Origin of the sequence: Paenibacillus cookii, assembly GCF_018333375.1 — a bacterium.
Taxonomy (GTDB): Bacteria; Bacillota; Bacilli; order Paenibacillales; family Paenibacillaceae; genus Paenibacillus_AQ; species Paenibacillus_AQ cookii.
In genome coordinates, this window is the sequence record NZ_BORW01000009.1 from 41,674 (window position 1) to 66,558 (window position 24,885).

General features: G+C 53.7%; 20 protein-coding genes. 8 read left to right on the forward strand and 12 right to left on the reverse strand.

The annotated features are described in order from the left end of the window. Nucleotides 1-9: 9 nt before the first annotated feature. The 3 genes from KI367_RS10915 to KI367_RS10925 all read right to left on the reverse strand — a co-directional run bounded on the left by KI367_RS10915 (nt 10) and on the right by KI367_RS10925 (nt 3,518). On the reverse strand, nt 10-972 hold the full coding sequence (locus KI367_RS10915) for an ABC transporter permease (RefSeq protein WP_212949592.1): 963 nt from the start codon (nt 970-972) through the stop codon (nt 10-12). 527 nt (nt 973-1,499) lie between these two features. Further along, nucleotides 1,500-2,546, reverse strand: coding sequence for a LacI family DNA-binding transcriptional regulator (locus tag KI367_RS10920; RefSeq protein ID WP_036709704.1), 1,047 nt, complete (start codon nt 2,544-2,546; stop codon nt 1,500-1,502). A 252-nt stretch (nt 2,547-2,798) separates the two neighbouring features. Further along, nucleotides 2,799-3,518, reverse strand: a complete 720-nt coding sequence (locus KI367_RS10925; protein ID WP_036709707.1) for a YebC/PmpR family DNA-binding transcriptional regulator — start codon at nt 3,516-3,518, stop codon at nt 2,799-2,801. 704 nt (nt 3,519-4,222) lie between these two features. Here KI367_RS10925 and KI367_RS10930 point away from each other — a divergent pair. Then, nucleotides 4,223-5,575, forward strand: a complete 1,353-nt coding sequence (locus KI367_RS10930) for a lytic polysaccharide monooxygenase (protein WP_212949593.1) — start codon at nt 4,223-4,225, stop codon at nt 5,573-5,575. 229 nt (nt 5,576-5,804) lie between these two features. Here the strand turns inward: KI367_RS10930 and KI367_RS10935 are convergent, their stop codons facing one another. After that, nucleotides 5,805-7,226, reverse strand: a complete 1,422-nt coding sequence (locus KI367_RS10935; protein WP_306433232.1) for an MFS transporter — start codon at nt 7,224-7,226, stop codon at nt 5,805-5,807. Between the two features lie 169 nt (nt 7,227-7,395). Here KI367_RS10935 and KI367_RS10940 point away from each other — a divergent pair, with 169 nt between their 5' ends. Together KI367_RS10940 and KI367_RS10945 are read left to right on the forward strand one after the other, a co-directional pair. Beyond that, a complete protein-coding gene (locus KI367_RS10940; RefSeq protein ID WP_212949597.1) occupies nt 7,396-8,250 on the forward strand; it encodes an SDR family oxidoreductase in 855 nt (284 codons plus the stop codon). Nucleotide 8,251: 1 nt separating this feature from the next. Further along, nucleotides 8,252-9,124, forward strand: a complete 873-nt coding sequence (locus KI367_RS10945) for an aminoglycoside 6-adenylyltransferase (protein ID WP_212949599.1) — start codon at nt 8,252-8,254, stop codon at nt 9,122-9,124. 136 nt (nt 9,125-9,260) lie between these two features. Here KI367_RS10945 and KI367_RS10950 read toward each other — a convergent pair whose 3' ends face one another. From KI367_RS10950 to KI367_RS10980, 7 genes are all read right to left on the reverse strand, one after another. Continuing rightward, a complete protein-coding gene (locus tag KI367_RS10950; protein ID WP_036709718.1) occupies nt 9,261-9,581 on the reverse strand; it encodes an SCP2 sterol-binding domain-containing protein in 321 nt (106 codons plus the stop codon). A 17-nt stretch (nt 9,582-9,598) separates the two neighbouring features. After that, entirely contained in the window at nt 9,599-10,039 is a 441-nt protein-coding gene (locus KI367_RS10955) for a PaaI family thioesterase (protein WP_036709721.1), read from the reverse strand. A 74-nt stretch (nt 10,040-10,113) separates the two neighbouring features. Beyond that, nucleotides 10,114-11,808 (reverse strand): AMP-binding protein, encoded by a 1,695-nt coding sequence (locus KI367_RS10960; RefSeq protein ID WP_212949601.1) that lies wholly within the window; start codon nt 11,806-11,808, stop codon nt 10,114-10,116. Nucleotides 11,809-11,978: 170 nt separating this feature from the next. Further along, a complete protein-coding gene (locus tag KI367_RS10965; protein WP_212949603.1) occupies nt 11,979-13,760 on the reverse strand; it encodes an acyl-CoA dehydrogenase FadE in 1,782 nt (593 codons plus the stop codon). A gap of 24 nt (nt 13,761-13,784) precedes the next feature. Then, on the reverse strand, nt 13,785-14,969 hold the full coding sequence (locus KI367_RS10970) for an acetyl-CoA C-acetyltransferase (RefSeq protein WP_212949605.1): 1,185 nt from the start codon (nt 14,967-14,969) through the stop codon (nt 13,785-13,787). 24 nt (nt 14,970-14,993) lie between these two features. Next, on the reverse strand, nt 14,994-17,396 hold the full coding sequence (locus tag KI367_RS10975; RefSeq protein WP_212949606.1) for a 3-hydroxyacyl-CoA dehydrogenase/enoyl-CoA hydratase family protein: 2,403 nt from the start codon (nt 17,394-17,396) through the stop codon (nt 14,994-14,996). Next, nucleotides 17,393-19,570 carry a heterodisulfide reductase-related iron-sulfur binding cluster gene (locus tag KI367_RS10980; RefSeq protein ID WP_212949608.1) on the reverse strand — a complete coding sequence of 726 codons (2,178 nt, stop codon included), beginning with the start codon at nt 19,568-19,570 and terminating at the stop codon, nt 17,393-17,395. The genes KI367_RS10975 and KI367_RS10980 overlap by 4 nt, the downstream gene beginning before the upstream one ends. Before the next feature lie 261 nt (nt 19,571-19,831). On the opposite strand from KI367_RS10980, the gene fadR reads away from it, so the two are divergent. From fadR to KI367_RS11000, 4 genes are all read left to right on the forward strand, one after another. Beyond that, nucleotides 19,832-20,428 (forward strand): fatty acid metabolism transcriptional regulator FadR, encoded by a 597-nt coding sequence (gene fadR / locus KI367_RS10985; RefSeq protein ID WP_212949610.1) that lies wholly within the window; start codon nt 19,832-19,834, stop codon nt 20,426-20,428. Nucleotides 20,429-20,462: 34 nt separating this feature from the next. Continuing rightward, nucleotides 20,463-21,227 carry an electron transfer flavoprotein subunit beta/FixA family protein gene (locus KI367_RS10990; RefSeq protein WP_212949611.1) on the forward strand — a complete coding sequence of 255 codons (765 nt, stop codon included), beginning with the start codon at nt 20,463-20,465 and terminating at the stop codon, nt 21,225-21,227. An 83-nt stretch (nt 21,228-21,310) separates the two neighbouring features. Beyond that, complete coding sequence (locus KI367_RS10995; RefSeq protein ID WP_212949613.1) at nt 21,311-22,285, forward strand: electron transfer flavoprotein subunit alpha/FixB family protein; 975 nt, start codon at nt 21,311-21,313, stop codon at nt 22,283-22,285. A gap of 159 nt (nt 22,286-22,444) precedes the next feature. After that, complete coding sequence (locus KI367_RS11000) at nt 22,445-22,912, forward strand: hypothetical protein (RefSeq protein WP_212949614.1); 468 nt, start codon at nt 22,445-22,447, stop codon at nt 22,910-22,912. 53 nt (nt 22,913-22,965) lie between these two features. Here KI367_RS11000 and KI367_RS11005 read toward each other — a convergent pair whose 3' ends face one another. Further along, nucleotides 22,966-23,784: a Cof-type HAD-IIB family hydrolase gene (locus KI367_RS11005; RefSeq protein WP_212949616.1), complete on the reverse strand. Its 819-nt coding sequence runs from the start codon at nt 23,782-23,784 to the stop codon at nt 22,966-22,968. A 320-nt stretch (nt 23,785-24,104) separates the two neighbouring features. Between KI367_RS11005 and KI367_RS11010 the strand changes: the two genes are divergently transcribed. Further along, nucleotides 24,105-24,746: an FMN-dependent NADH-azoreductase gene (locus tag KI367_RS11010; protein WP_036709738.1), complete on the forward strand. Its 642-nt coding sequence runs from the start codon at nt 24,105-24,107 to the stop codon at nt 24,744-24,746. Nucleotides 24,747-24,885: the final 139 nt, after the last annotated feature.

Here is a 24,885-nt window from a genome sequence, read left to right on the forward strand (position 1 = left end):
GTTTCCTCCTTACCATAGGCTCGTTTCGCCCATCCGTTTGGTTACCCAGTTCACGGTGATGAGCAGAATGAAGTTCACGACGGAATTAAACAATCCGATCGCTGCGGAGAAGCTGTATTCGGCGCCCTGAATCCCGGCCCGGTATACGTAGGTCGCGATGATGTCCGAGGTTTCCATGTTGAGGTTGTTTTGCATCAGGAGCACCTTTTCGAAGCCGATGCCCATGATGCTGCCGATGTTCAGGATGAGCAAAATGACGATCGTCGGACGGATGCCCGGCAAATTGATATGCCAGATCCGCCGCAGCCTGCCGGCACCGTCGACGCGGGCCGCTTCATGCAGCTGGTGGTCGACGCCGGCGAGAGCCGCCAAATAAATGATCGAACTCCAGCCCATCGTTTGCCACACGTCCGACAGGACGTACAACGTTTTGAACCATCCCGGCTCCGCCATAAAATCGATCGGGCGTCCGCCGAAAGCGGTAATCAGATGGTTGACCATGCCGTAACGCGGAGACAGGAAAATCATCATCATGCCGACGACGACGACCGTGGATAAAAAATGCGGCGCGTAAGTAACGGTTTGCACGAATTTTTTGAATTTGGCCGACTTGGCTTCATTCATCAGCAGCGCGAGCAGGATCGGGATCGGAAAACCCAAGGCAAGGCTGTACAGCCCGAGTCCCAACGTGTTTTTGATCAAGCGCCAGAAAAAGTAACTGTGGAAAAAACGCTCGAAATGCTCCGTTCCCACCCACGGACTGCCGGTGATTCCTTTCGTGGCGATAAAATCCTTGAACGCGATTTGGATGCCGTACATCGGCACGTAGTGAAATAGAACGTAATAGGCGACGACCGGCAAAATGAGCAAATACAGCTGCCAGTTGCGGGCGATCCGGCTCCATTTCAGCCTGGGTTCCTTTTTCGTACCCGGTACCGCGCCTGTCACGGCAGACATTTTGGCGTTGGCCATATGGCTCCCCCCTTGGTATAGACTTGGATACGGCGGTCACATTCCGGGCGACAGTACGTTTAAGGCATTCATCATGTTCCTCCTTCCAACGTTAAGGCAAATGTAGTCGTGGAACCTGGATGCGTTTGCTATGTAAAGGGTAAAACAGCAAGGTTATCGAGTGCTTTTGGCGGATACTGAAATCAAATTTGGAGTATTTTTGGATTGATTTAAAGTGGCTTATTCGGAAAGACGAGTCTAATAAACAACACTCGGAATCTGTATAATACCTTATAGCGCACTAAATGTAAGCGCAATCAATTATGCGTAAAAATATAACTTCTGAACTCGAAGTTGTACAAATTTGGATGTTTTGTGAACGTGTTTTAATTTTTTTCATCATAATACACGATGATTTGGATTGTCAAACCTTATTTTTGGATATTGTTGGCGCACAATTTGGATTCGGGCGTGTAAAAACGGCACAAAAAAACCTGACACGGCATTCGTATCAGGTTCTTGCTTGGTGAATCGGAGCGGGAACGGCTTTATTCCTCCGGCCGTCGGACGAAATTCGAAGATTCACGGATCATGAGCCGGCAGGGCAAAAGAATTTTCGGCAGCGCCGGGTAATCGCCGTCCAAATAATCCATCATGAATTGGGCCGCCGCTTTTCCGATTTCGTATTTAGGGACGTGGACGGAGGTCAGGGGCGGATTCGTGTACTGTGCAAACGAGATGTCGTCCATTCCGACAAAAGCGATGTCTTGGGGAATCCGCGCTTTTTGCTCCACGACGGCGCGCATCGCCGGGATGGCCAGCATGTCGCTCGCGCAAAACATGGCCGTCGGCCATTCGTTTTTCGGCCGGTTGACGAGCAGTTCAGTGAGCATGCTATAACTTAAATCCACGTTCCAGTTGGTGTTGATGATCCAGTCCTCCTGCATGGGAAGGCCTGCTTCCATCATCGCGAATTTATATCCGATAAAACGTTCGTCGTTGTCCATTTTCCGCGAATAAGCCGGGCCTCCGATGAAGCCGATGCGGCGGTGTCCTTGGTCGATGAGGTGGCGGACCGCGGTTCTTGCCGAAAAAATGCGGTCGCAATCGACGACCGGCACCGTTAAGCGTTCATCGTTTAAGCTCACGCCCAGTACGGCCACCTTTTCTCTTTCGAGCTGTTCGATGAGCGCCTGGTCGTACCAGCTGATTATGACGACGCCCCGGATGCCGTTTTCCTTCACGAGGTTTCGGATCTGCTCCGCATCGCTTACTTCGTCCAGCGTCCGCACGATCGCCGGGGGATGGCCCAGCTCGTTCATCCGGTCATGGAACCCGGCGAGCACCTCGCTGAAATACGGATGGTTTTCGATCAGCGGCTGCGGCACGACGCAGGCGATCCGTTTATCGGAAGCGCTTCCCGGCTTGCCGGAGTCAAGCTCTTCCTGTAGCGGGTATCCGAGTTCCTGCGCAGCTTCGCGGATTTTCCGCTTGGTTTCTTCGTTGACCGGCCTGCTGGTGTCGTTGCTGATGGCGCGGGATACCGTCGAAATGGAGACGCCGACGCGTTCCGCGATATCTTTAAGTTTCGCCAAAGCTCCCCTCTCCTCTCTCTTATCTTTTTGGAGCCAAAAAATCCTCTCGTTAGATCATATCATAATCCGCTTTACGGAAAGATGCAAAATTCGATCGAAAAAACGGTTTTCGTAACCGGATGTAAACAGGATCATTTTCAGATTGACCGACCGCCTCCCTTAAAAAACAAAAAAACCTGCAGTGGCCACAAACCGCTGCAGGTTTTTTATTGGTGCAAACGCCGATCGGCGGATGATTTTTAAACCATGATCTTATTCTTCGAATTCGACGTTGTGATACACGTGCTGCACGTCATCCAAATCTTCAAGCGCATCGATCATTTTTTCGAATTGCGGCAGAACGTCTGCCGGAAGCGTCAAATGGTTTTGCGCCAGCATCGTGATTTCGGCAACGGTAAACTCCGTAATGCCCGCAGCCTGGAACGCCCCTTGAACCGCCTGGAATTGGTCGGGCTCGGCGTATACGATCACCGCTTCGTCTTCCTGCACGATATCGCGCACGTCGACGTCCGCTTCCATCAGCAGCTCAAACACTTCCTCTTCCGTTTTCCCTTCGACGCCGATTACGGCCGTTTGATCGAACATATACGCAACGGAGCCGCTCACGCCGAGGTTGCCGCCGTTTTTGCTGAATGCGGCACGGACTTCGGAAGCCGTGCGGTTGACGTTGTTGGTCAAAGCGTCGACGATGACCATCGAACCGTTCGGTCCGAAGCCCTCGTAACGAAGCTCGTCATAGACTTCATCGGAGTTTCCTCTTGCCTTTTCCAGCGCCCGGTCGATAATGGCTTTCGGCACATTGTACGTTTTGGCGCGTTCCAAAACGACCTTCAACGCGCGGTTGGATTCGGGATCCGGTTCGCCCTGCTTGGCGACGACGTAAATCTCGCGTCCGAATTTGGCGTATATACGGCTTGTATTTGCGTCTTTCGAAGCTTTCTTTTCTTTGATATTATTCCACTTACGACCCATGCTTTTCCGCTCTCTTTCGCTATTGATTCTGACTTCGGTCTAATAAATACACTGATATATTATAGCTTGAATTCGGCGGATGAACAAGTTTTACCCTTGATGCAGCACGAATATTGCAAGAGCACGCGCAAGGAAACGGGATCGTCGAAGCGAATGTCGATTCCTGCTTTTTGCTGCAACATCCCCATGAGTAATTTGTTTCATTTGCAATTGATCAATATCAGTTTACATAACATATTTGTGGTTAACCTGTGGTGATGACACCATAACGTTTATTGAGAAATTATATCTTGATCAACTGTCGGAATCGTCAAAATGTATAGGAAATCGTAGTTTTATATTATTGTAGATCCCCAAAATATGGTTTATTTTAATAGTACAAATACTATTTATTGGCAATTATAACTTTAACTGCGTTAATATTTCGATATTATGATGTTTTCGGTGCCGCCTTATTTCGCTCGCGAATCGTGACGGTTTTTCAACCATTCGGTAAGTTCTCGCCATCCCAAAATGTAACCGCTTTAATTAATTGGTATAGACTCATTTATTGAGTTTATATACATTCGACATCCATGTTGGCGCTGTCCGTATTTCTCTTCATTCATGACAAGGGGGTGTTGCGACTCACCAACGATTTCAGGTTATTTTTTAATGTTGGCTTGCTGCTTGCGTTCAAAAAAAAATTTGAGAGGAGAATTTCAATGACAACGCTTCGTTTGCCTAACCACAGGTTTATGAAATGGCTGCTTGCCGGGGGGATGCTATTCGTAATGACAGCCCTCATGCTTCTGATCGCCGACCGCGCTTCCGCCCACGGTTATGTAGAATCGCCTGCCAGCCGTGCTTATCTTTGCAAAACGGGGGCAAATACCAATTGCGGGGCGATTCAGTACGAGCCTCAAAGCCTTGAAGCCAAAAAAGGATTTCCCGAGGCGGGACCTGCAGACGGTAAAATCGCCAGCGCGAACGGCGCCTTTCCGGAATTGGACCAACAGTCCGCCACACGCTGGACGAAAGTAAGCATGACCCCGGGCACTAAAACGTTCACTTGGAATTTGACGGCCCGACATGCCACGACAAGCTGGAAATATTACATTACGAAGCAAAACTGGAATCCAAACGCCCCGTTGACGCGCGATTCCTTCGACCTGACTCCGTTCTGCTCCGTTGGCTACGGCGGCAAACAGCCTCCGGGCTCCTATTCGGATACGTGCACGGTGCCGAACAGAACCGGTTACCAAGTCATCCTCGCAGTGTGGGAAATCGCGGACACGGCCAACGCCTTCTACAACGTCATTGACGTAGACTTTGGCGGCGGCAATCCTGCCGATACGGCGCCTCCAAGCGCGCCTTCCAATCTCGCCGTTTCCAACATTTCCAGCTCGGGCGCCACGCTTGCCTGGAGAGCCGCATCCGATAACGTCGGCGTAACGGGCTACAAAGTTTACAACGGTTCCTCGTTGGTAACGACAACCAACGCTTCGGCTACGAGCTATAACGTTACGGGACTTGCGCCTAATACCTCCTACACATTCACCGTTAAAGCCGTGGATGCCGCAGGCAACGAATCCGCTGCCAGCAATCCGGTGACGTTCACGACATCCGCTCTCCCTCCGGCCGATACGCAAGCCCCGACAGCGCCAACCGGCCTTCAGGTGAACGGAACGCCGACTTCCTCTTCGGTGTCCCTGTCCTGGAATGCGGCAACCGATAATGTCGGCGTAACCGGATACCGTATTTACAAAGGGACTGCGCTTGCCGGATCCGTTTCCGGAACGACGCTGAACTACACCGTTACCGGTCTGAACCCGGACACCGCGTATACGTTCACCGTTCGGGCGATTGATGCCGCAGGCAACGAATCCGCGAACAGCAATGCCGTAACGGCAACGACCGCTCAAGGACCGGCTGTCGCACCCTGGGCTCCAAACGTGGCGTACACGCCTGGAACCCTCGTGACTTACAATGGTCAGACGTATGAATGCCGTCAGGCGCACACGTCGCTCGTTGGATGGGAGCCAACGAACGTCCCGGCGCTCTGGCTTCTGAAATAACCAGAGGTCAAAAAACTAGAGCCTTCTACTTCACTCTCGTAAAAACTTCCGTATAGTGATAGATATGTCGCCTGCTAGATAATATGACTCTCTTAGAAAGTTTTTCATTGCACAGGAAGTTTTGCGGTTCGATGAAAATAAGGAAGAAGCTGCGTGTTCTCAGTAACTTGGGCTGAGAAGCGCAGCTTCTTTCACATTGTTGGCTCCGCATTCCTTTACGCAGGATCGCTCATGAGGCGGACAAGTTCGGGCTGTTCGGTTTTTCCTTCGGGAGATACCGTCCGGCAATGGCTACGGCCAGGCATAACGCGCAGCAGATCCCGAACAGGATCCGGATGGAAACCCCATGGCTCTCGTGAATCTGTGCGAGACTTCCCATGGTGCCTACAAACACCGTAGCCAGTCCGATGCCGACGATTTGGCCGAGATAGCGGACAAGCGCCAGCAGGCTGCCGGCGAGGCTGCTTTTTTCGGCCGGTGCCGCGCTCATGACTTCGGCGTTGTTCGTGGCATGGAACAATCCCGTACCAATGCCGAAAACGGCTAAATGGAGACCAATGCTCCATGCCGGAACCGTCGGCAAGAACATGACGGATAACATGGATGCGGAACATAACGCCGCTCCGGCAAGGATCGGAAAACTTCCGCCGTAACGGTCCCTGAACCAGCCGGCGAAAGGAGCCACGATACCCATGACAAGCGGTTGCAGCATCAAAAGCGCGCCGGTGGCCGAAGCAGAGAAGCCGATCTCGCTTTGCAAATAAAACGTAACCGGGATGAGCGTCGCCGTTTGCGCCAAGTTTATGATGAACGAAGACGTATTCCCCAGCCATACCTTCCTGTGCCTGAACAATTCACGATCAATGATGCCGTAGTCGATTTTTTGCGCTTGGACGACAAGGGCGCATAACAGAAGAATGCCGAGTGCTACCTCCAGCCATATATTCAAGGCGTCAGCGCCATCCTTGGCGCCTTCGGCCGCCAGCATGAGCAAGCAAAACCCGCCTCCTAGCAGAAAGGTTCCAACGTAGTCGAACGGGCTTTTGCCGGCGGCGTCCCCGCCGCGGGGAAACCAGCGAAAACCGAGCCAGCACGCCGCGGCCGAAATCGGCACGTTGATCCAAAACAGCCATGTCCAGTCCACCACTTCCAGCAGCAGTCCGCCGAGGGCGGGTCCGGCCAACGTTCCCGCGGAGATCACGATGGCATTGTATCCGAGCGCCCTCCCCCGTTCATGGTCGGGAAACGCATGCCTTACCATCGCTTGGCTGTTGGCCATGATCATGGTGGCGCCGACCCCTTGAAGGCATCTGGAAAGCAAAAGAAGCATAAAACTATGGGACACCGCGATGCATAACGATCCAACCCCGAATATCAGGAACCCGTAACTATATACCTTCCTTCGTTCCATGCGGTCCGACATTTTCCCAAAGAAGGGAAGCAATACGACCATGGTGAGCAGATATGCCGTCGCCACCCATTGGATCTGCGCAAGCGTTACCGAGAATTGCCGCGCCATCAACGGCAGCGATACGTTCACGATGCCTACATCGAGGGTCGATATCAAGGTTCCCATATTCACGACCTGCAATATTCCCCATTTATTTCGTAGACCGGACATCGATTCATTCCTTTCGAAGTGAATTGGCATGAAGTACAATGATAGTAAGCAAGGTAAAAGGAAGATATTTCATGCTTGCCCCTATTTTACTTTCCTGCTCCCTGCTTGAATAGCCGTCATTTTCCGGCCATGGCCGGGCGCTGACTGCGTTTGCGATCATATTTTGCATTTTCTATTGACGATAAAGGAGGACTTAGGTATGGAACCGTTTTCGAGTGATTTGCTGAAGGGGAAAGTCGTGTTGGTTACAGGGGGCGGAACCGGGCTTGGCCGCGCCATGGGCGAAAAGTTTGCAAGGCTCGGAGCCAGGCTGGCGATCGCCGGCCGCCGGGAAGAGGTGTTGAAGAAAACGGCTGCCGAGCTGACCGCTAACGGGTTTGATGTTTTTTACAAGTCCTGCGATGTTCGGGATCCCGCCCAAATCAGCGCATTGATGGATGCCGTAGAGGAACGCTTCGGAGGTCTGGACGTCCTTGTCAATAACGCTGCCGGCAATTTCATCAGCCCGACGGAGCGCCTGTCTCCGCGTGCCGTCGACGCGGTGCTGGGCATCGTGCTTCACGGTACCTTCTATGCGACGCTTGAAGCAGGAAAACGCTGGATTGAGAGCAACCGTGCGGGCACCATGCTGAACATCGTTACGACGTATGCTACGAGCGGTTCAGGCTATGTCGTGCCTTCCGCGGCCGCCAAAGCCGGCGTGCTGGCCATCACCCGCTCTTTGGCCGTCGAATGGGCCAAATACGGCATCAGGCAGGTCGCAATCGCTCCGGGACCTTTTCCGACGGAAGGGGCATGGTCGCGGCTTTCCCCTACGCCTGAGCTGGAAGCGAAAATGCTGGACCGGGTCCCTCTAGGGCGAGTGGGAAATCCGGAAGAACTCGCGAATCTGGCCGCGTTCCTGATATCCGATTATGCCGGGTATATCAACGGGGAAGTGATCACGATCGATGGCGGGGAATGGCTGCAGGGAGCCGGACAGTTCAACGATCTTCGACAAGTGACGGAGGAGCAGTGGGACGTGCTGGCCCAACTGACCCGGAAAGGAAAATAAGATGCGTACGACCGAACAGATGATGGATATCATTTTGCATGTCGCCAATCAGGATGAACGGGTTCGTGCCGTTTGCATGAACGGTTCGCGCACCAATCCGAATGCTCCGGCCGATCCGTTCCAGGATTACGACATCGTGTATCTCGTCACCGAACTGGATTCCTTTGTTCGCAATCCCGGATGGGTGGATGTGTTCGGGGAGCGGATCATCATGCAAACGCCGGAAAAGATGGCCATGTTTCCGCCGGGGCTCGGCGGAAGGTTCTCTTATTTGATGCTTTTTCAGGATGGGAACCGCATTGATCTCACCCTGGTTCCCACCCATGAACAGGAAAAATATCTTCAGGAGGATAAACTGACCGTTGTTTTGCTCGACAAAGACCGTTCTTTGCCGCAGCTTCCGCCGCCTAGCGATGAAGATTACCGGGTAAAGCCGCCGTCGCGCGAGTTTTTCGCCGACTGCTGCAACGAGTTTTGGTGGGTATCCACTTATGTCGCCAAAGGGCTGTGGAGACAAGAAATGCTGTATGCCCAGGACCATTTGCATCAAGTGGTTCGACCGATGCTGATGAAAATGCTCGAATGGCAGGCCGGAATCCGGACGGATTTCTTAATCAGCATCGGGAAAAACGGCAAATATCTCGAAAAATACATGGCCAAACAAAGCTGGGACGAACTGATGTCTACATATGCCTGCGGAAATAAAGAAGAAACCTGGAACGCGCTGTTTACGATGTGCCGGTTGTTCCGCGATAGCGCGCTTTTCGTATCCGACCATTTTGGATTCGAATATCCTGAACGGGACGATCGGCTCGTGACCGCCTATTTGGAACGCGTCCGCACGCTGCCGTCCAATGCGGTCGAAATTTATTAATTCATGTCGTTATTTATATGATATTGTCGATATTTATCGCATTAATGATTAATGCCATGAATAATAATTCGACAACGATAAAAGCCCAATTTTCTGAGAAAACCTCAAGAAATTGGGCTTGTTTTGATGGCCATCGTTAATACTGTTTCAGTACCTCCTGGAGCTTCAACGCCAATCCCAGCTTGCCGTCAATCTTCAGCGAGCCGGTCATGAACGCCATCGTTGCATTCAAATCGTCCGCCAGCAATTTCCGGAAATTTTTCTCCGATAGCGTCAATGTGCAATCCGCCGATTCCGTCGCCTCGTCCAGCACCTTTACTTTAGCGTTGTCGAATGCGACCTGGATCGGGGCGGCGTCGCCAATGTTGAACTGATACACCGCGTAAAGCGATGAGATCGGCTCCGGCTTTGCATTCATCCGGTCCGCGAGTGACCGCAGCTCCTCTCTTATAGCCATACGATGCCTCCTCACTTTCAATGGTTCGCAGAAATCGGTTTTTCGAGCACCCGAAAGGTTCCCGTGCCGAAGGCAAGCAGATCGCCGTTTTCTTTGCGCGCGAACGCTTGAGCGGTGATCAGTTTGCGCGAGCTGTGGATCAATTCCGCCGTGACAAGCACCCGTCCTTCGGACGTCGGCGCGACATAGTTCATGTTCAAACCGACGGTGACGACGTTTGCTTCCGGCCGTGCAAGCATCACGATGATTCCCATGGCGGAATCGATGGCCGATGCGTGCATCCCTCCATGCAAAATCCCGATCAGGTTCAGGTGATGCGGCTCGATCTCGAAGGCCACGACAACTTTCTTTTCGCTCACGTCAACGATTTTGCAGCCGATAAAATCCCAGAACGTATCTTTTGCCGCACGCTCCATACGTTCCAGATCGGGAAGTTTACCGCCGGATGCATGCTCCATGTGCCATACCTCCCTTGCTGTTCAAATTTGGGGCCTCTTTGGCGGTTAAGTCCTTTTGGATCTTTCTTACAAAGTTACAAGTCCACCCGGGATTGGTTGACGAGTTTTTCGTTTTCCTCTTCAATCAGCTTGCGGCGAAGCACTTTGCCCACCAGCGTCTTGGGCAGGGAGTCGCGGAATTCATAGATTTTCGGAACTTTATAGACCGCAAGACGTTCCTTGCACCAGCTTTTCAGCTCCTCTTCCGTCACGTTCGAACCTTTGCGCAACACGATGTAAGCCTTTACATTTTCGCCCCGGTACGGGTCTTTCACGCCGGCGACGACGGCCTCCTCCACGTCGGGATGCTCAAACAGCACTTCCTCCACCTCGCGGGGATAAATGTTGTATCCGCCAGCGATGATCATGTCTTTGCGCCGGTCGAGAATATAAAAGAAACCTTCTTCATCCATGCGCGCCAAATCGCCGGTATACAGCCATCCGTCGCGCAGCGTGCGTTCGGTCTCCTCCGGCCGGTTCCAGTAGCCTTTCATGACCTGGGGACCTTTGACCACTAGCTCGCCGATTTCGCCGACCGGCATCTCTTCGCCCGTCTCGGGATGTACGATCTTCGCCAGCGTATCCGGGAAAGGAATGCCGATGGAGCCGTTCTTCCGTTTTTCCCAAATGTTGTTGGCATGCGTGACCGGGGAAGCCTCGGTCAGACCGTAACCTTCGATCAGTTTGCCGCCGGTAATCCGCTCGAACCGCTCCTGCACTTCAAGCGGCAAAGGTGCGGCTCCGCTGACGCAAATTTGGATCGATGAAAGATCGAACCGGCCGACCTCGGGATGATGGATTACCGCGATATACATCGTCGGCGCCCCCGGGAAAATGGTCGGTTTTTTCTTGTGGATCGTCTTCAGGACGTCATCGACTTGAAAACGCGGGATTAAGATCAGCGTACCGGCAATATACATGGCTTGGTTAAGCAGCACGGTCAAGCCGAAGACATGAAAAAAAGGCAGCGCGGCAAGGTATTTTTCCTGGGCCATTTGGGTGCGGTATGACCACAGCTGCGCCTGGATCGTATTGGATACGAGGTTCATATGCGTCAGCATGACGCCTTTGGCAAATCCGGTCGTTCCCCCGGTATATTGAATCAAAGCCAGGTCATGCTCCGGATCGACGGGAACTTCTACCGGCGTTTCAACCGAGTTTTTCAAAAGCGAAACGAACGATAAAATGTGCTCGTTGTATTCGACGTTGGCAGCCATGCCGTCTTTTTTCGCCTTGATGGGATACAGCACGTTTTTCGGAAAAGGCAGGTAGTCCTTCATCGAAGTTACGATGGTATATTGCAGCGGTTTGCGCTCCATCGCTTTATGGACGCGCTCGACCAGCGCATCCATCGTGACGATGATGTTGGCGCCGGAATCCGTCAGCTGATGCTCAATTTCGCGCGGGACATACAGCGGATTCGTCATGACCGAAATACCGCCGACAAGGAGTGTGCCGTAATAGGCAATCACTCCCTGCGGGCAGTTGGGCAGCATAATCGCGATCCGGTCCCCTTTGCGAACGCCCAGGCGCTGCAGGGCGTTCGCAAACCGGTAAACCGATTGAAGCAAGCTTGCATAAGTCATTTTCTTCCCTAGAAAATCAAGAGCGATTTGCTGGGGATAGGTTGCGGCTGAATCGACCAAAAACTTGGCAAGGTTTTGTTTCGGATAATCGTAACTGTGCGGGACCTCTTCAGGATATTGATCCAACCATGGATTATTTGTCATCCAGGTCACCCCATCTCACGTAATTGAGGTTTTGCCATAATCAGACAACGCGAAATTCGTATTAAGAAAAAACGTTGACCGCTGTGCTCTCGCTGCAGACAGACCGGTTCAGCTGATTTTTGCGAGCACGGGATGCTTATGCCGAGAAGGATTATTCTCTTCTCATCCATTCACAACACGTAGGATCCGGCGCCGATCACCCGTTCGGCGATTTCGCGTTTGATGCCGATCGAATCGATCGGCGACTTGCGAACCAGTTTCTTCAGCACGGACAGCTGCGTGCGCAGCGTGTCTCCGGATTCCATCGCCGCGAGCACCTCTTTCGCCCATTGCTCGATTTTCGCAAATTCGTCGTGGATGAAGACGGTCGTCATCCGGATCGCCAGCTGCGCTTTGTCCTCGCCCGAACGATCGATCATCTTCTCGGTGCGCAGCAGCGCGCTTTCCATCGCAAACACCGAAATCATGATATCCGCCAGGTTGCTCAAAATTTCCTGCTGTTCCTCCAGCTTCAATTGATATTTTTGAACGGCTTGCGCGCCGCACATCAGGAAGATCATTTTCGACATTTTCAGCAAATGGGCTTCCTGTTCGAGCGTGCCGTCAAAAATCTGGTTCGGGATCGGTTCCATCAGCTCGTTTTGCAGCGCCATCGCTTTTTGCATGAGCGGCAGCTGGCCTTTCATCGCTTTTTTCACCAATGCGCCGGGGATGAGCAGACGGTTGATTTCGTTGGTGCCTTCGAAAATTCGGTTAATGCGCGAATCGCGATAGTTGCGCTCCACCCGGTATTCTTGGGTAAAACCGTAGCCGCCGTGGATTTGCACGCCTTCATCGACGATAAAATCAAGCACTTCGGATCCGAATACTTTGTTGATGGAGCATTCCAGCTGGTATTCGGCAATGGCCTTGGCGGATTGATAACCGACCTCCGGGCTTGCGTGGTCCACTTCGGCCAAACCCACGTCGAACAAACCTGCCGTCCGGTAAACCATGCTTTCGAGGACAAAAGCTTTGGTGTTCATGTCGGCGAGTTTTTTGCCGATCAGCGGGAAAGAGGAAATTTTGCGTCCGAACTGCGTCCGTTCATTGGCATATTCGGCGGCGAGTTCGATCGTGTCTTTCGCTGCGCCGACGCACCCTGCAGCCAGTTTGAAACGTCCGATGTTCAAAATGTTGAATGCGATCAGATGGCCTTTGCCGACTTCCCAGAGCAGGTTTTCGGCAGGGACCTTCACATCCTCCAAAATGAGCTGGCAGGTCGAAGAGCCTTTGATCCCCATCTTTTTCTCTTCGGGGCCGATGCTGACGCCTTCCATCGTGCGTTCGACGATGAACGTGCTGAAATCCTTGCCGTCCACTTTGGCGTAGACGATAAAGATGTCCGCAAATCCGGCATTCGTAATAAACTGCTTCGTGCCGTTCAATACATAATATTCGCCGTCCTCCGATAATGTGGCAGTCGTCTTGGCTCCGAGCGCGTCCGAACCGGAAGACGGTTCCGTCAGGCAGTAAGCGGCAATCTTTTCGCCCGTGGCGAGAAGCGGCAAATATTTTTGCTTTTGCTCCTCCGTGCCGAAGTAGACGATCGGCAGCGTGCCGATGCCGACGTGGGCGCCGATCGAAAGGGCAAAGGCAGAGGCTTTCGTCAGCTTTTCGTTGATCAGGGTCGAGCTGACCTTATCCAGGCCGAGTCCCCCGTAAGCTTCGGGCACATCCGCGCCCAAAAGGCCGAGCTCGCCGGCCACCCGCATTTTTTCCACCGTCAGCTCATAATTGAGCTTTTCGATTTCCTCGTCGCGGGGAATGATCTCGCCTTCCACGAAATCGGCCGTCGTCTGCGCAATCATGCGATGCTCTTCGGTAAAATCCTCCGGGGTAACGACTTGGTTGAAATCGGTATCTTCAATGATAAAACTGCCGCCAACCACTTTATTCATCGTCGTGCTCATGCGCTTTCCTCTCCTTTATCATCATTATTCGGGATGGACTTCAAAAACGCCTGCGGCGCCCATGCCGCCGCCGATACACATCGAGACGACGCCGTATCCCCCGCCCCTGCGGCGAAGCTCGCTGATCAGCGTCGTCGTCAGCTTCGTCCCGGTGCACCCGAGCGGGTGGCCCAGCGCGATGGCGCCGCCGTTGACGTTCACCTTCTCCTCGTCGATGCCCAGCTCGCGGATAATGTGCACGCATTGGGAAGCAAAAGCTTCATTGATTTCAAAGAGTTTGACGTCGTCTTGCATAATGCCTGCCATGCGGAGCGCCTTCGGGATCGCTTTGACCGGGCCGACGCCCATGATTTCCGGCTCGACGCCGCTGAGGGCAAAGGAGCGGAAAGTCGCCAGCGGTTTGAGTCCCAGCGCGTCCGCTTTCTCCCGGCTCATGACGACGACGGCGGCGGCCCCGTCGCTTGTTTGCGAAGCATTGCCCGCGGTGACGGTGCCGTTCAATTTAAACGAAGGCTTGAGTTTGCCAAGAACTTCGGGGGTCGTGTCGGGACGCACGCCTTCATCCGTGTCGAACGTAAAGGAACGGGTCTGGACTTTTCCTTTCTCATCGACGTGTTTCAGCTCAACCGGAATCGGGATGATTTCATCCTTGAATTTACCTTCCGCGATTGCCTTGGCTGCCTTTGCATGCGACCTGGCGGCAAAGCGATCCTGATCTTCGCGGGAAATTCCGAACCGTTCGGCCACTTCCTCGGCGGTATGCCCCATCCCCATGTACACTTCCGGCATGTCGGCCACCAGCTTCGGATTCGGCGACAATTTGAATCCCGTCATCGGCACATGGCTCATGCTTTCTACGCCGCCCGCGATCAGCGCATCCGCAGACCCGAGCATAATCCGCTCCGCCGCAAAAGCGATCGCCTGCAGCCCCGAGGAGCAGAAACGGTTAATGGTCAGGGCAGGCACCGTCACCGGAAAACCGGCATAAAGCGACATGATGCGGGCAAAATTCAAGCCCTGTTCTCCTTCCGGCATGGCGCAGCCGATAATGATGTCCTCGACGTCTTCCTTAAGCAGCCCCGGCGCGCGGTCAACGACCGCTTCCAACACGGCTTTCCCGAGATCATCCGCCCGGGTCTGGGCCAGGCTGCCTTTTTTGGCTTTTCCGACGGCGGTGCGGGCCATCGATACGATTACTGCTTCTTTCATTTGGATTCACCCTCCCCTGGGATGTTAGTTGCGCAGCGCTTTGCCTTTGGTCAGCATGTGGTGCATCCGCTGCTGGGTTTTCGGTTCGCCGCACAGGCTGAGGAACGCTTCGCGCTCCAGGTCGAGCATGTACTGCTCGGTGACGAGCGAACCGGCCGGAACGTCGCCGCCAGCCAGCACATGGGCCAGCTTTTTGGCGATCAACAGATCGTGGTCGCTGATATATCCGCCGCGTTTCATCTCGATCGCTCCGAGCTGCAGCACCGCCTTGCCTTCCGAACCGACGACGCGGATTTTTTCTTCCGGTATCGGCTTATAGTCCGTATTCGCAAGTCCGAGCACCGATTGCTTCGCTTCGTAGATCGCAAAGTCCTGATTGACGACGATCCGGTCGGTCGGGCGCAAATAACCGAGCCTTTTCGCATCATGCCCGCTGCTGGACACGGTGGCCATGCCGACCGTCTGGAACGCGTGATTGATGAACGGCTGCACATCGACGCCTTCGACGCCGGCATGTTGGCTGGCGCGCAACGCAAGCTCCTTGCATCCGCCTCCCGCAGGGATCAGGCCGACGCCGACTTCCACGAGTCCGTAATAGGTTTCGGCGGAAGCCACCACCTGGTCGGCCGGCATGCAGGCTTCGACGCCGCCGCCCAGGCACATCCGGTGCGGAGCGGCCACGACCGGTTTTTCGAAGCGTTTGACTTTGTACATCGTGTTTTGGAATAGATGAATAATGTCGTTGATTTCATCCCATTCTTCGTCCTGGGCTTCCATCAAGAGGAGCATGATGTTCGCGCCGACGCAGAAATTGCGGCCTTGGTTGGCGATGACCATGCCCTTGTAGTTGTTGCGAACCTCTTCAAGGCTTTGGGTGATCATGCTTAGAATGTCCTCGCCGATGGCATTGTTCGGCGAATGGAATTCGAGGCAGGCCACGTCGTCTCCGATATCGATCAGGCTGGCGCCGCTGTTGGCTTTGATCACCTTGTTTTGCTCTTTCAACCGGCGCAGGTTGATGATTTCGGGCGCAAACTCGATTTCTTCATACCGGGAGGAGCCGATGTGGACGGAATACAGCTTTCCTTCCTCCTGCTTATAAAAAGAGGTGTGCCCCGCCGCGATCCACTCCTTCACCCAGGCCGGAACGGAAACGCCTTCCGCCTCCATCCGTTCCACCGACCGGACGAGTCCGATCGCATCCCAGGTTTCGAACGGTCCGAGCTCCCATGAAAATCCCCATTTCATCGCGTCGTCGATTTCCTGCACGGAGTCCGCGATTTCGCCGACCTTTTCCGCGGAATAAACCAGCACTTGCTTCAGAATGTTCCAGGCCAGATCGGAATAGCGGTCTTTGGCCGACAGCAGCGCTTTGGTCTTCTCCTTGGCGCCCTTCGCGAGCTTGGCGGCTTCCAGCGAGGCTCCTTTCGGTTTCGTCTGCGGAGCGTATTCCATCGTCTTCAGATCCAGGGCGAGAATTTCGCTGCCGCCGGCCCCTTTTTTCTTCAAATAAAAGCCCTGCCCGGATTTTTCGCCGAGCCAGCCCTTTTCGACCAGGCTCTTCATGACGGCGGGGACGCCAAAGATTTCTTTTTCCTTTTCGTCCGTCACGTTGTCATAGACGTTGTTCGCGACATGCACGAAAGTGTCCAGACCGACCAGATCCAGCGTGCGGAAGGTAGCGCTCTTCGGACGTCCCATCGCCGGGCCGGTGACGGCATCGACCTCTTCCACGGTAAAACCGTTGTCGGTCATTTCCCTCAGCGTCACGAGCAGTCCATAAGTTCCGATGCGGTTGGCGATAAAGTTCGGCGTATCTTTGGCGAGCACGACGCCTTTGCCGAGCGCCTTTTCGCAAAATCCCTTCATAAAGTCCACAAGCGCCGGATCCGTTTGCTCGCCGGGGATGATTTCCAGCAGCTTCATGTATCTTGGCGGGTTGAAGAAGTGCGTTCCCATAAAATGCTTTTTGAACGCTTCGTTCCGGTCCGCCGCCATTGCGTTGATCGAGATGCCGGAAGTATTGGAGCTGACGATGATGCCCGGCTTCCACACGCTTTCGATTTTTTCAAGCAATCCCTTTTTCACTTCCAGATTTTCGACCACGACCTCGATGATCCAATCGACCTCGGCAAGCCGGGACAGATGGTCGTCCAGGTTGCCAGGCGTGATGCGTTCGGCGAACGCAGGGTCGTAAAGGGGAGCCGGCTTCGTCTTGGCCAGCTTCGCGATCGCCGAAGCCGCCAGCCGGTTTCGTACCGACGGATGTTCCAGGGTCAATCCTCTGGCCGCCTCTTCTTCGGTCAACTGCCGCGGAACGATATCCAGCAATAAGCACGGGATGCCGACGTTGGCCAGATGTGCCGCGATGCCGGAACCCATGATTCCCGAGCCGATGACGGCTGCTTTGCGAATGGCTTTGTTCATTGTGCGCTTGCCTCCATTTCTAGTCCTTTATTGTGAGCGGGATGGCCGCCGAATACGGAAAGCTCCAATATTTCCGCGACATCCTTCGCTTTCACACGCTCTTCGACTTCCTTCGCTTTGGTCCCGTCCTCCATCATCGTCAGGCAGTAAGGGCACGCGCTGCTGATGATGCCCGGGTTCGTTTCGAGCGCCTGCTCCGTCCGCGCCAGGTTGACGCGTTTGCCGGAGGTCTCCTCCATCCACATCATCCCGCCGCCGGCGCCGCAGCACATCGCGTTTTCGCGGGTGCGCTTCATTTCGACGAGCTCGACGCCCGGAATCGCCCGGAGCACGTCGCGGGGCTGGTCGTAAACGTCGTTGTAGCGCCCGAGGTAACAGGAGTCGTGATACACGATGCGCTCCTTGACCTCATGTTTCGGCTTCAGCTTGCCTTGGCGGATCAATTGATCCAGAAGCTGCGTATGGTGAAGCACCTCCACGCCTTCCAGCCCGAATTCCGGGTATTCGTTTTTGAAGGTGTTGAAGGTGTGCGGGCACGCGGTCACGATTTTTTGGACGCCGTATTTTTCGAACGTCGCGATATTTTCCATGCAAAGCTGCTGAAAAAGCATTTCATTGCCCATGCGGCGCGGCGTGTCGCCCGAATTTTTCTCCTCGTTGCCGAGGATGGCGTAATTGACGCCCGCTTCATTCAGCAGCCGGACGAAAGCTCTGGACACTTTTCGGCTGCGGAGATCATAAGACCCCATGGAACCGACGAAAAACAAATATTCGAAACCGGGGTTATCCTTGACGGTCGGCACCTTTATGCCTTCCACTTCCCCGCTCCAGTTGGCGCGGTCGTTGCGATTGAGCCCCCACGGATTGCTTTGCCTCTCGATATTCTGCAGCGCGCGTTGGCCTTCGGTCGGCATGCTGCCTTCCATGAGCACCAGATGTCTGCGCAAATCGATGATTTTGTCCACATGCTCGTTGCCGACGGGGCATTGGTCTTCGCAGTTGCGGCACGTCGTGCACGACCAGATTTCTTCTTCCGTCATGACGTCGCCGATCAGGTTCAAGTCCTTCGGATCTTTGGCTTGATGCGTCCAAGTCGATTTTTGCCAGGCCAGGGTCGGACGGATATCCGTGATCTCGACGCCGTCAAACTCGGGTTCCCCGCAAGAGGCAGACAACGCGTGGGCACCGATGTTCGAAAAAGCGAATTCCGGCACGTAAGGCGATTTTCCGGTAACGGCGGTCCCTTTTTCCGTTAAATGGTCGCGCAGCTTGACGATCAGATGCATCGGGGACAGCGCTTTGCCGGTATTGGATGCCGGGCAGACGCTCGTGCAGCGGCCGCATTCAACGCAAGCGTAAAAGTCGATCATCTGCTTTTGCGTGAAATCTTCGATTTTGCCGACGCCGAAGCTTTCCGCTTCTTCGTCTTCCAGATCGAGCTTGCTGAGTTTGCCGACCGGCTCGGAGCGGCCGAGATAGATGTTGACCGGTGCGGACATCAAATGAAAATGTTTGGATTGCGGCACATAAACAAGGAATGCGAGCAAAATGAGCAGATGCGCCCACCAGCATGCGTAGAATAGGATTTGGGCAGCCGACGTGGATAGTCCGCCGAAAAGCGCTGCCAGCAGCGAAGAAATGGGCGCGTATCCCGAGGGCTCCTGTTCGAGCCATACTCTTTCGAAACCCAGGGAAAAAACGACCGACAACATGAGGAAGAAAATAAAGAAGATGACGATGCTCGGCTTCCAGCCTTTTTTCAGTCGCGGCAGCTTCTCGCCGTACCGGCGGTATGCCGCGTAACCGATGGCCGCCAAAATGAGGATGACGGTTATCTCCTGCAGCAGCCCGAATACGTCGTAAGCCGGCAGCGGCAGATGGCCTCCGCCTGTCAAACCTTTGACGATCAAATCCAGGGCGCCGAATTGAAGAATGATGAAGCCGTAAAAGACGACGACGTGCATGATGCCGCTTTTCATGTCTTTAAACAGCTTCTTCTGCCCGAATACCTGCGATAGGAATTCGCCCCATTTTCCTTCGCGCTGCTTGCGAAAGTCGGACGGCTTGCCGAGCTTCACGTACAGGATCCGGTGGTATACCGCTTTGTAAAAGAGGTAGATGCCGTAACCTGCCGCAGCGAGAAACAAGATCAAATTGACCATTTGCCACATCATTCGCGGTTCCTCCCTTTATTGATATAAAAGGCATTAAATAACTTATTTACTATAGATAGCGGTTACAAAATGCGACATTGCCGAAACATGGCAGCAACGGTTGCGCCGTAAATGAAGGCCTTCCCTTAACCAACCCGCCGCAAAACCTTTCCAACAAATCTTGTCTTAAACGATTGACAACTGGCATCCTTTACCATTAAGATTAAGAAAAATGAATGAGCATTCATTCAGTTAATTGAATTCTATCACTGGGGTGGCCTGATGACAAGTAGAAAATTGGAAAAATATGAGTTAATTTTGGATGCGGCTTTAAAGGTCATTGCGGAGAACGGTTTTCACGGCTCCCAAATTTCCAAGATCGCAAAGGAGGCTGGTGTCGCGGACGGTACGATATATCTATATTTTAAAAACAAGGAAGATATCCTTATTTCCCTGTTTCAGGAACGCCTCGGCAACCTGGTCGCGATGTTCCACAGCAGCATCAAGGAATCGACTACGGCGGAGGACGCGCTGCGCAAGGTGTGCGAAATCCATTTTAACGAACTCGAAAATAACGTGAACCTCGCCTATGTCACCCAAATCGAGCTGAGACAAAGCTCCCTTGAGCTGCGCAAGGCCATCGGACTTGTCGTCAAGCCCTATATTCAGCTCATCGAGCATATTGTGGAAAGAGGCATGGCGGAGGGGGCTTTCCGCAAGGACCTCGACGCGAAGCTGACCCGGCTGCTGATCTTCGGCGCCATGGACGAAGTCGTCACCTCCTGGCTGATCTCGGGACGGAAATACTCCCTCTCCGCCCAGGTCGACAAGACGGTTGAATTTTTTCTGAGAGGACTAAAATCATTCGGCGGCGTTTAGCGCCTGCCAATATAAAATGAGAGGAGTTTGCCGCATGAATATCTTTGTACTGCTGAAACAGACCTTCGATACGGAGGAACGGATCGTGATTCAAAATGGGGAAATTTCCGACGACGGCGTGAAGTACGTCATCAATCCTTACGACGAATATGCCGTTGAGGAAGCGCTGCTGCAAAGGGATCAACACGGCGGAACGGTAACCGTGGTCGGCGTCGGACCCGAACGGACGGCCGAGGCGCTGCGAACGGCGCTGGCGATGGGAGCGGACGAGGCGGTATTGATCGGAAACGACGGCTTGGAGTCGGATGAATATACGGTTTCCCGCCTCCTTGCGGCTTACCTGGAAAAGCAGTCTGTGGACCTGATACTTGGAGGCAACTTCTCGGTCGACAGCGGCGGCGGACAGGTCGCGGTCCGGCTGGCGGAGCTGCTTGGCCTTCCGCATACCTCCTCCGTCACCAAATTGGCCATCGACGGGCAGAAGGCGGCCGTGGAGCGCGATGCCGAAGGCGACACGGAAACGCTGGAAGTCGCTCTTCCCGCCGTGTTTACGGCCCAGCAAGGGCTCAATGATCCCCGTTACCCTTCCCTGCCGGGCATCATGAAAGCCAAAAAGAAGCCATTCCATCATATCGCGCCTGCCGAGCTGGGGATCACGGACGAGGCGGCGGCAAAAACGAAACGCGTCTCCCTTTCCCTGCCGCCGCAGCGCCAAGCCGGACGGATTCTCCAAGGCGATTACGCCCAGCAGGCGGCCGAACTGGTCAATCTGCTGCGCACCGAAGCCAAGCTGATCTAAGGCTGTTGGCTAGCAAAAAAACTGCCCAATTGGGGCAATAAGCAGTTGCAGTATGGTTTTAACCGTTAAAGGAGGAATCTGATATGGGTAAAACGTATATCGTGGTAGCCGAGGTTCGCGGGGGCAGCCTGCGCCAAGTTTCGCTGGAAGCGCTTCAAGCCGTATCCGCCGCCAAGCAGGAAGGGGACGACGTCGCGTCCGTCCTCATCGGATCGCAAATCACGACGCTTGCGTCGGAGCTGGCAAACTACGTGGAAGGTCATGTCTTTTCCGTCGATCATCCCGATCTTGAAATTTATAATCCGGAAAGTTATCTGGACGTGATGAAGACCGTTTTTGAACGCGCGAAGCCGGATGCGGTCGTTTTAGGGCATACCGCGCTCGGACGCGATCTGGCTCCCGCCATTGCGGCGCATCTGGGCGCAGGGCAAATCTCCGACGTGACCGCCATCGAAAAAAACGGCGACGACGTCTTGTTCACCCGGCCGATTTACGCAGGCAAAGCTTTCGAGCAGCGGCAATTTACGGGCGGTCCCCAGGTCGTTACGATCCGTCCGAACAATTTCAGCCCGGCCGCGCCCGCGTCCTCGCCCGCTGAAATCGTCGAATTGGATTATGCACCGTCCGGCTCCCTCCGCTCCATCGTCAAGGACATCGTCCGCAAAACCTCGGGCAAAGTCGATCTGACCGAAGCCAAAATCGTCGTTTCCGGCGGCCGCGGCGTCAAAAGCGCGGAAGGCTTCAAGCCGCTGGAAGAGCTGGCCGAGGTATTGCACGGCGCCGTCGGCGCCTCCCGTGCCGCGTGCGATGCCGGATACTGCGACTATTCGATGCAAATCGGCCAGACCGGCAAAGTGGTGACGCCCGAGATCTACATCGCCTGCGGCATCAGCGGCGCGATTCAGCATTTGGCCGGCATGAGCCAGTCCCGGATCATCATCGCGATCAACAAAGATCCGGAGGCGCCGATCTTCAAGATCGCGGATTACGGCATCGTCGGCGATCTGTTCGAGGTCGTGCCGCTGCTTACCCAAGAGTTCCGCAAGGTGCTGGTTTAATCCGAATGTTCGCGAAAAAGCATGGATACGGGTTCGTTGAAAGGCGGACCGTTCCCATGCTTTTTTACTGCCCGTCTATGACGATCCCGCAGCAACAAAATCAGCCTCCCCTACGTCTACGGATAGAGAGAAGCAGGCGTAAAGCGAGGTGAAAAAACCATGAAAAACGCGTCTCTGCTCCTTTTGTCAATCATCATCGCTTCGGCCGTGCTGGCAAGCTGCCATGAGATTTCAAAAGGAACCGCCCTCCCTACCGCCGCCTCGACGCCCAAACAGGAGATGCCGTCCTCCAATGGGTTACCGTCTTCCCATGGCATCGCCGCAGGCCGTTTGGAAGGAAAGATCAAGATCGAAGCGGCAGGATCAAGCGTCAAAGCGACGTACACCTTCCACAACCAAACGGAACGTCGCTTGCACATCGTAGGCGGCGCAAAATATACGCTTTGGAAAGACGACGCCCTCGTGGAAAAAGGCGCGGTTCCGATCAAGGACTACATCGATCTCGCGCAAGGAGAAGCTTATACGGACGCCAAAACGTTCAAAAATCTAAAATCCGGAACATATTCGCTTCGGGTCGAATGGAGTGACGCGGCCGCCGCCGCAACGTTCACTTTGAAAACCGCTTGAACCTAACGAAAAACAACCGGGTTAGCCGTTCGGCCAACACCGGTTGTTTGTTTTTAAACCTCTTGATAGGCAAATACGAATTTTTCGATCACCTTCGCCACGCCGTCGTCCATGTTGGAGTCCGTCACGTAATCGGCGGCTTCCTTGATCTCATCCCGGGCATTGCCCATGGCAACCCCAAGGCCGGCAAAACGGATCATCGGCAGATCGTTCGAGCTGTCGCCCATGGCGATCACTTCCTCCTGCTTGATTCCCAGGCGGCCGATCAGTTGATGCAGGCTCGTCCCCTTATCGACGCCCGCTTCGGTGAATTCCAGGAAAAACGGCTTCGAGCGCATGACGCTGAGTTCGCCGGCCAATTGCCGCTGCAATTTTTTCTCCGCTTCCGCCACCTTGTCGGGATCTCCGACCATCAACGTTTTGACGACCGGCTCCTGAACGGTTTCGACGAAGCTTGCCGATTCTTGAATGCGCATCCCGGTCAGGCCGGATTCGATCTCGACGTATTCGTTGCTTTGCTCCGTGATGATATGATCCTTGCCGTAAGTCAAGATGGACAGCCCTTCTTCTTGGCTGATCCGGTACAGTCTTTGTACCGTTTCTACGGACAATGTGCTGCTGAAGATCTCTTCTTCCGTCCGGCAATCGGTAATTTTTGCGCCGTTAAACGATAAAATGTAGCTCCCGAACTTCTCCAGCTCAAGCTCCTTGGCGATCGGCTTCATCCCGAAAGTCGGACGCCCGGATGCCAGCACCACTTTTACGCCTTCTTTCTGCGCGGCCATCAACGCCTCTTTCGTGCGGGGCGAAATGGTCAGGTCGTCGCGGAGCAGCGTATCGTCCAGGTCCAAAACGATCATTTTGTATTTCATGTTGGCAACATCCTTTTTATATGTGATAGATCGAAAGATTCAAAACCATTCCTCTACTATATCACGATTTATTCGTAAGCATAAGGCGTCGTTTTCGGGTCCTTTTGTGCAAGACCGTGCCGACCGCCCCTACAAAATTGAATATTCTTTGAACTTTTATGGTTCGCGTCTTCAAAAAATCATATTTTGGGGGTTGCAGAATTTTTGAAAGTTGCTTACAATTCAACTATATCAATTCGCTTGATATCAAAAATCACGAACACAAGATATTGTACTGAACCAAGCCCATCTTTGTGTCGACTTTAGGAGGAAGAAACAACATGAACGTATTAGTCGTAAAAGCCAACAACCGTCCGGCGTCCGATGCCGTTTCCAGTAAAATGTACGAAACATTCATGGAAGCCGTCAAAGGCGCAGAGAACCTGAATGTAACGACATACGACGTATATGAAGAAGATACGCCTTACTTTGGACAAGACCTGTTCAATGCCTTCGGCAAAATGCAAAACGGCGGAGCATTGACCGACCTCGAACAACGCCTCGTGGCTGCCAAACAAAAAGCGATGGACGCTTTGACGGCTGCTGACGTCGTCGTGTTCGCATTCCCTCTGTGGAACCTGACGATCCCTGCCAAATTGCAAACATTCATCGATTATGTCTACGCTGCAGGTTTCGCCTTTAAATATGACGCGGAAGGCAACATGATTTCGTTGATGCCGGACAAAAAAGCGATCTTCCTGAACGCTCGCGGCGGCGTTTATTCCACGCCGGAAACCGCGCCGATGGAAATGGCCGTCAACTACATGCGCAACGTTTTCGGCGGCGTATTCGGCATGACCATTCTCGACGAAGTCGTGATCGAAGGCCACAACGCGATGCCGGATAAAGCAAGCGAAATCATCGAAGCCGGCCTGAACAAAGTGAAGGAAGTTGCCAATAAATTGGTGCTTCAACACGCTTAATCGGGCATCCCGATCGAACCGGCTTTTCAGGAAACACCTTTACGGTCCTCCGTTCGCGGCGCACCTTAAAGGTGTTTCCTTTCTTTTGCCGAAGTCGTGCCGGCAGGCGAAAAATTCTATCGGCGGTTCATGCCGATCA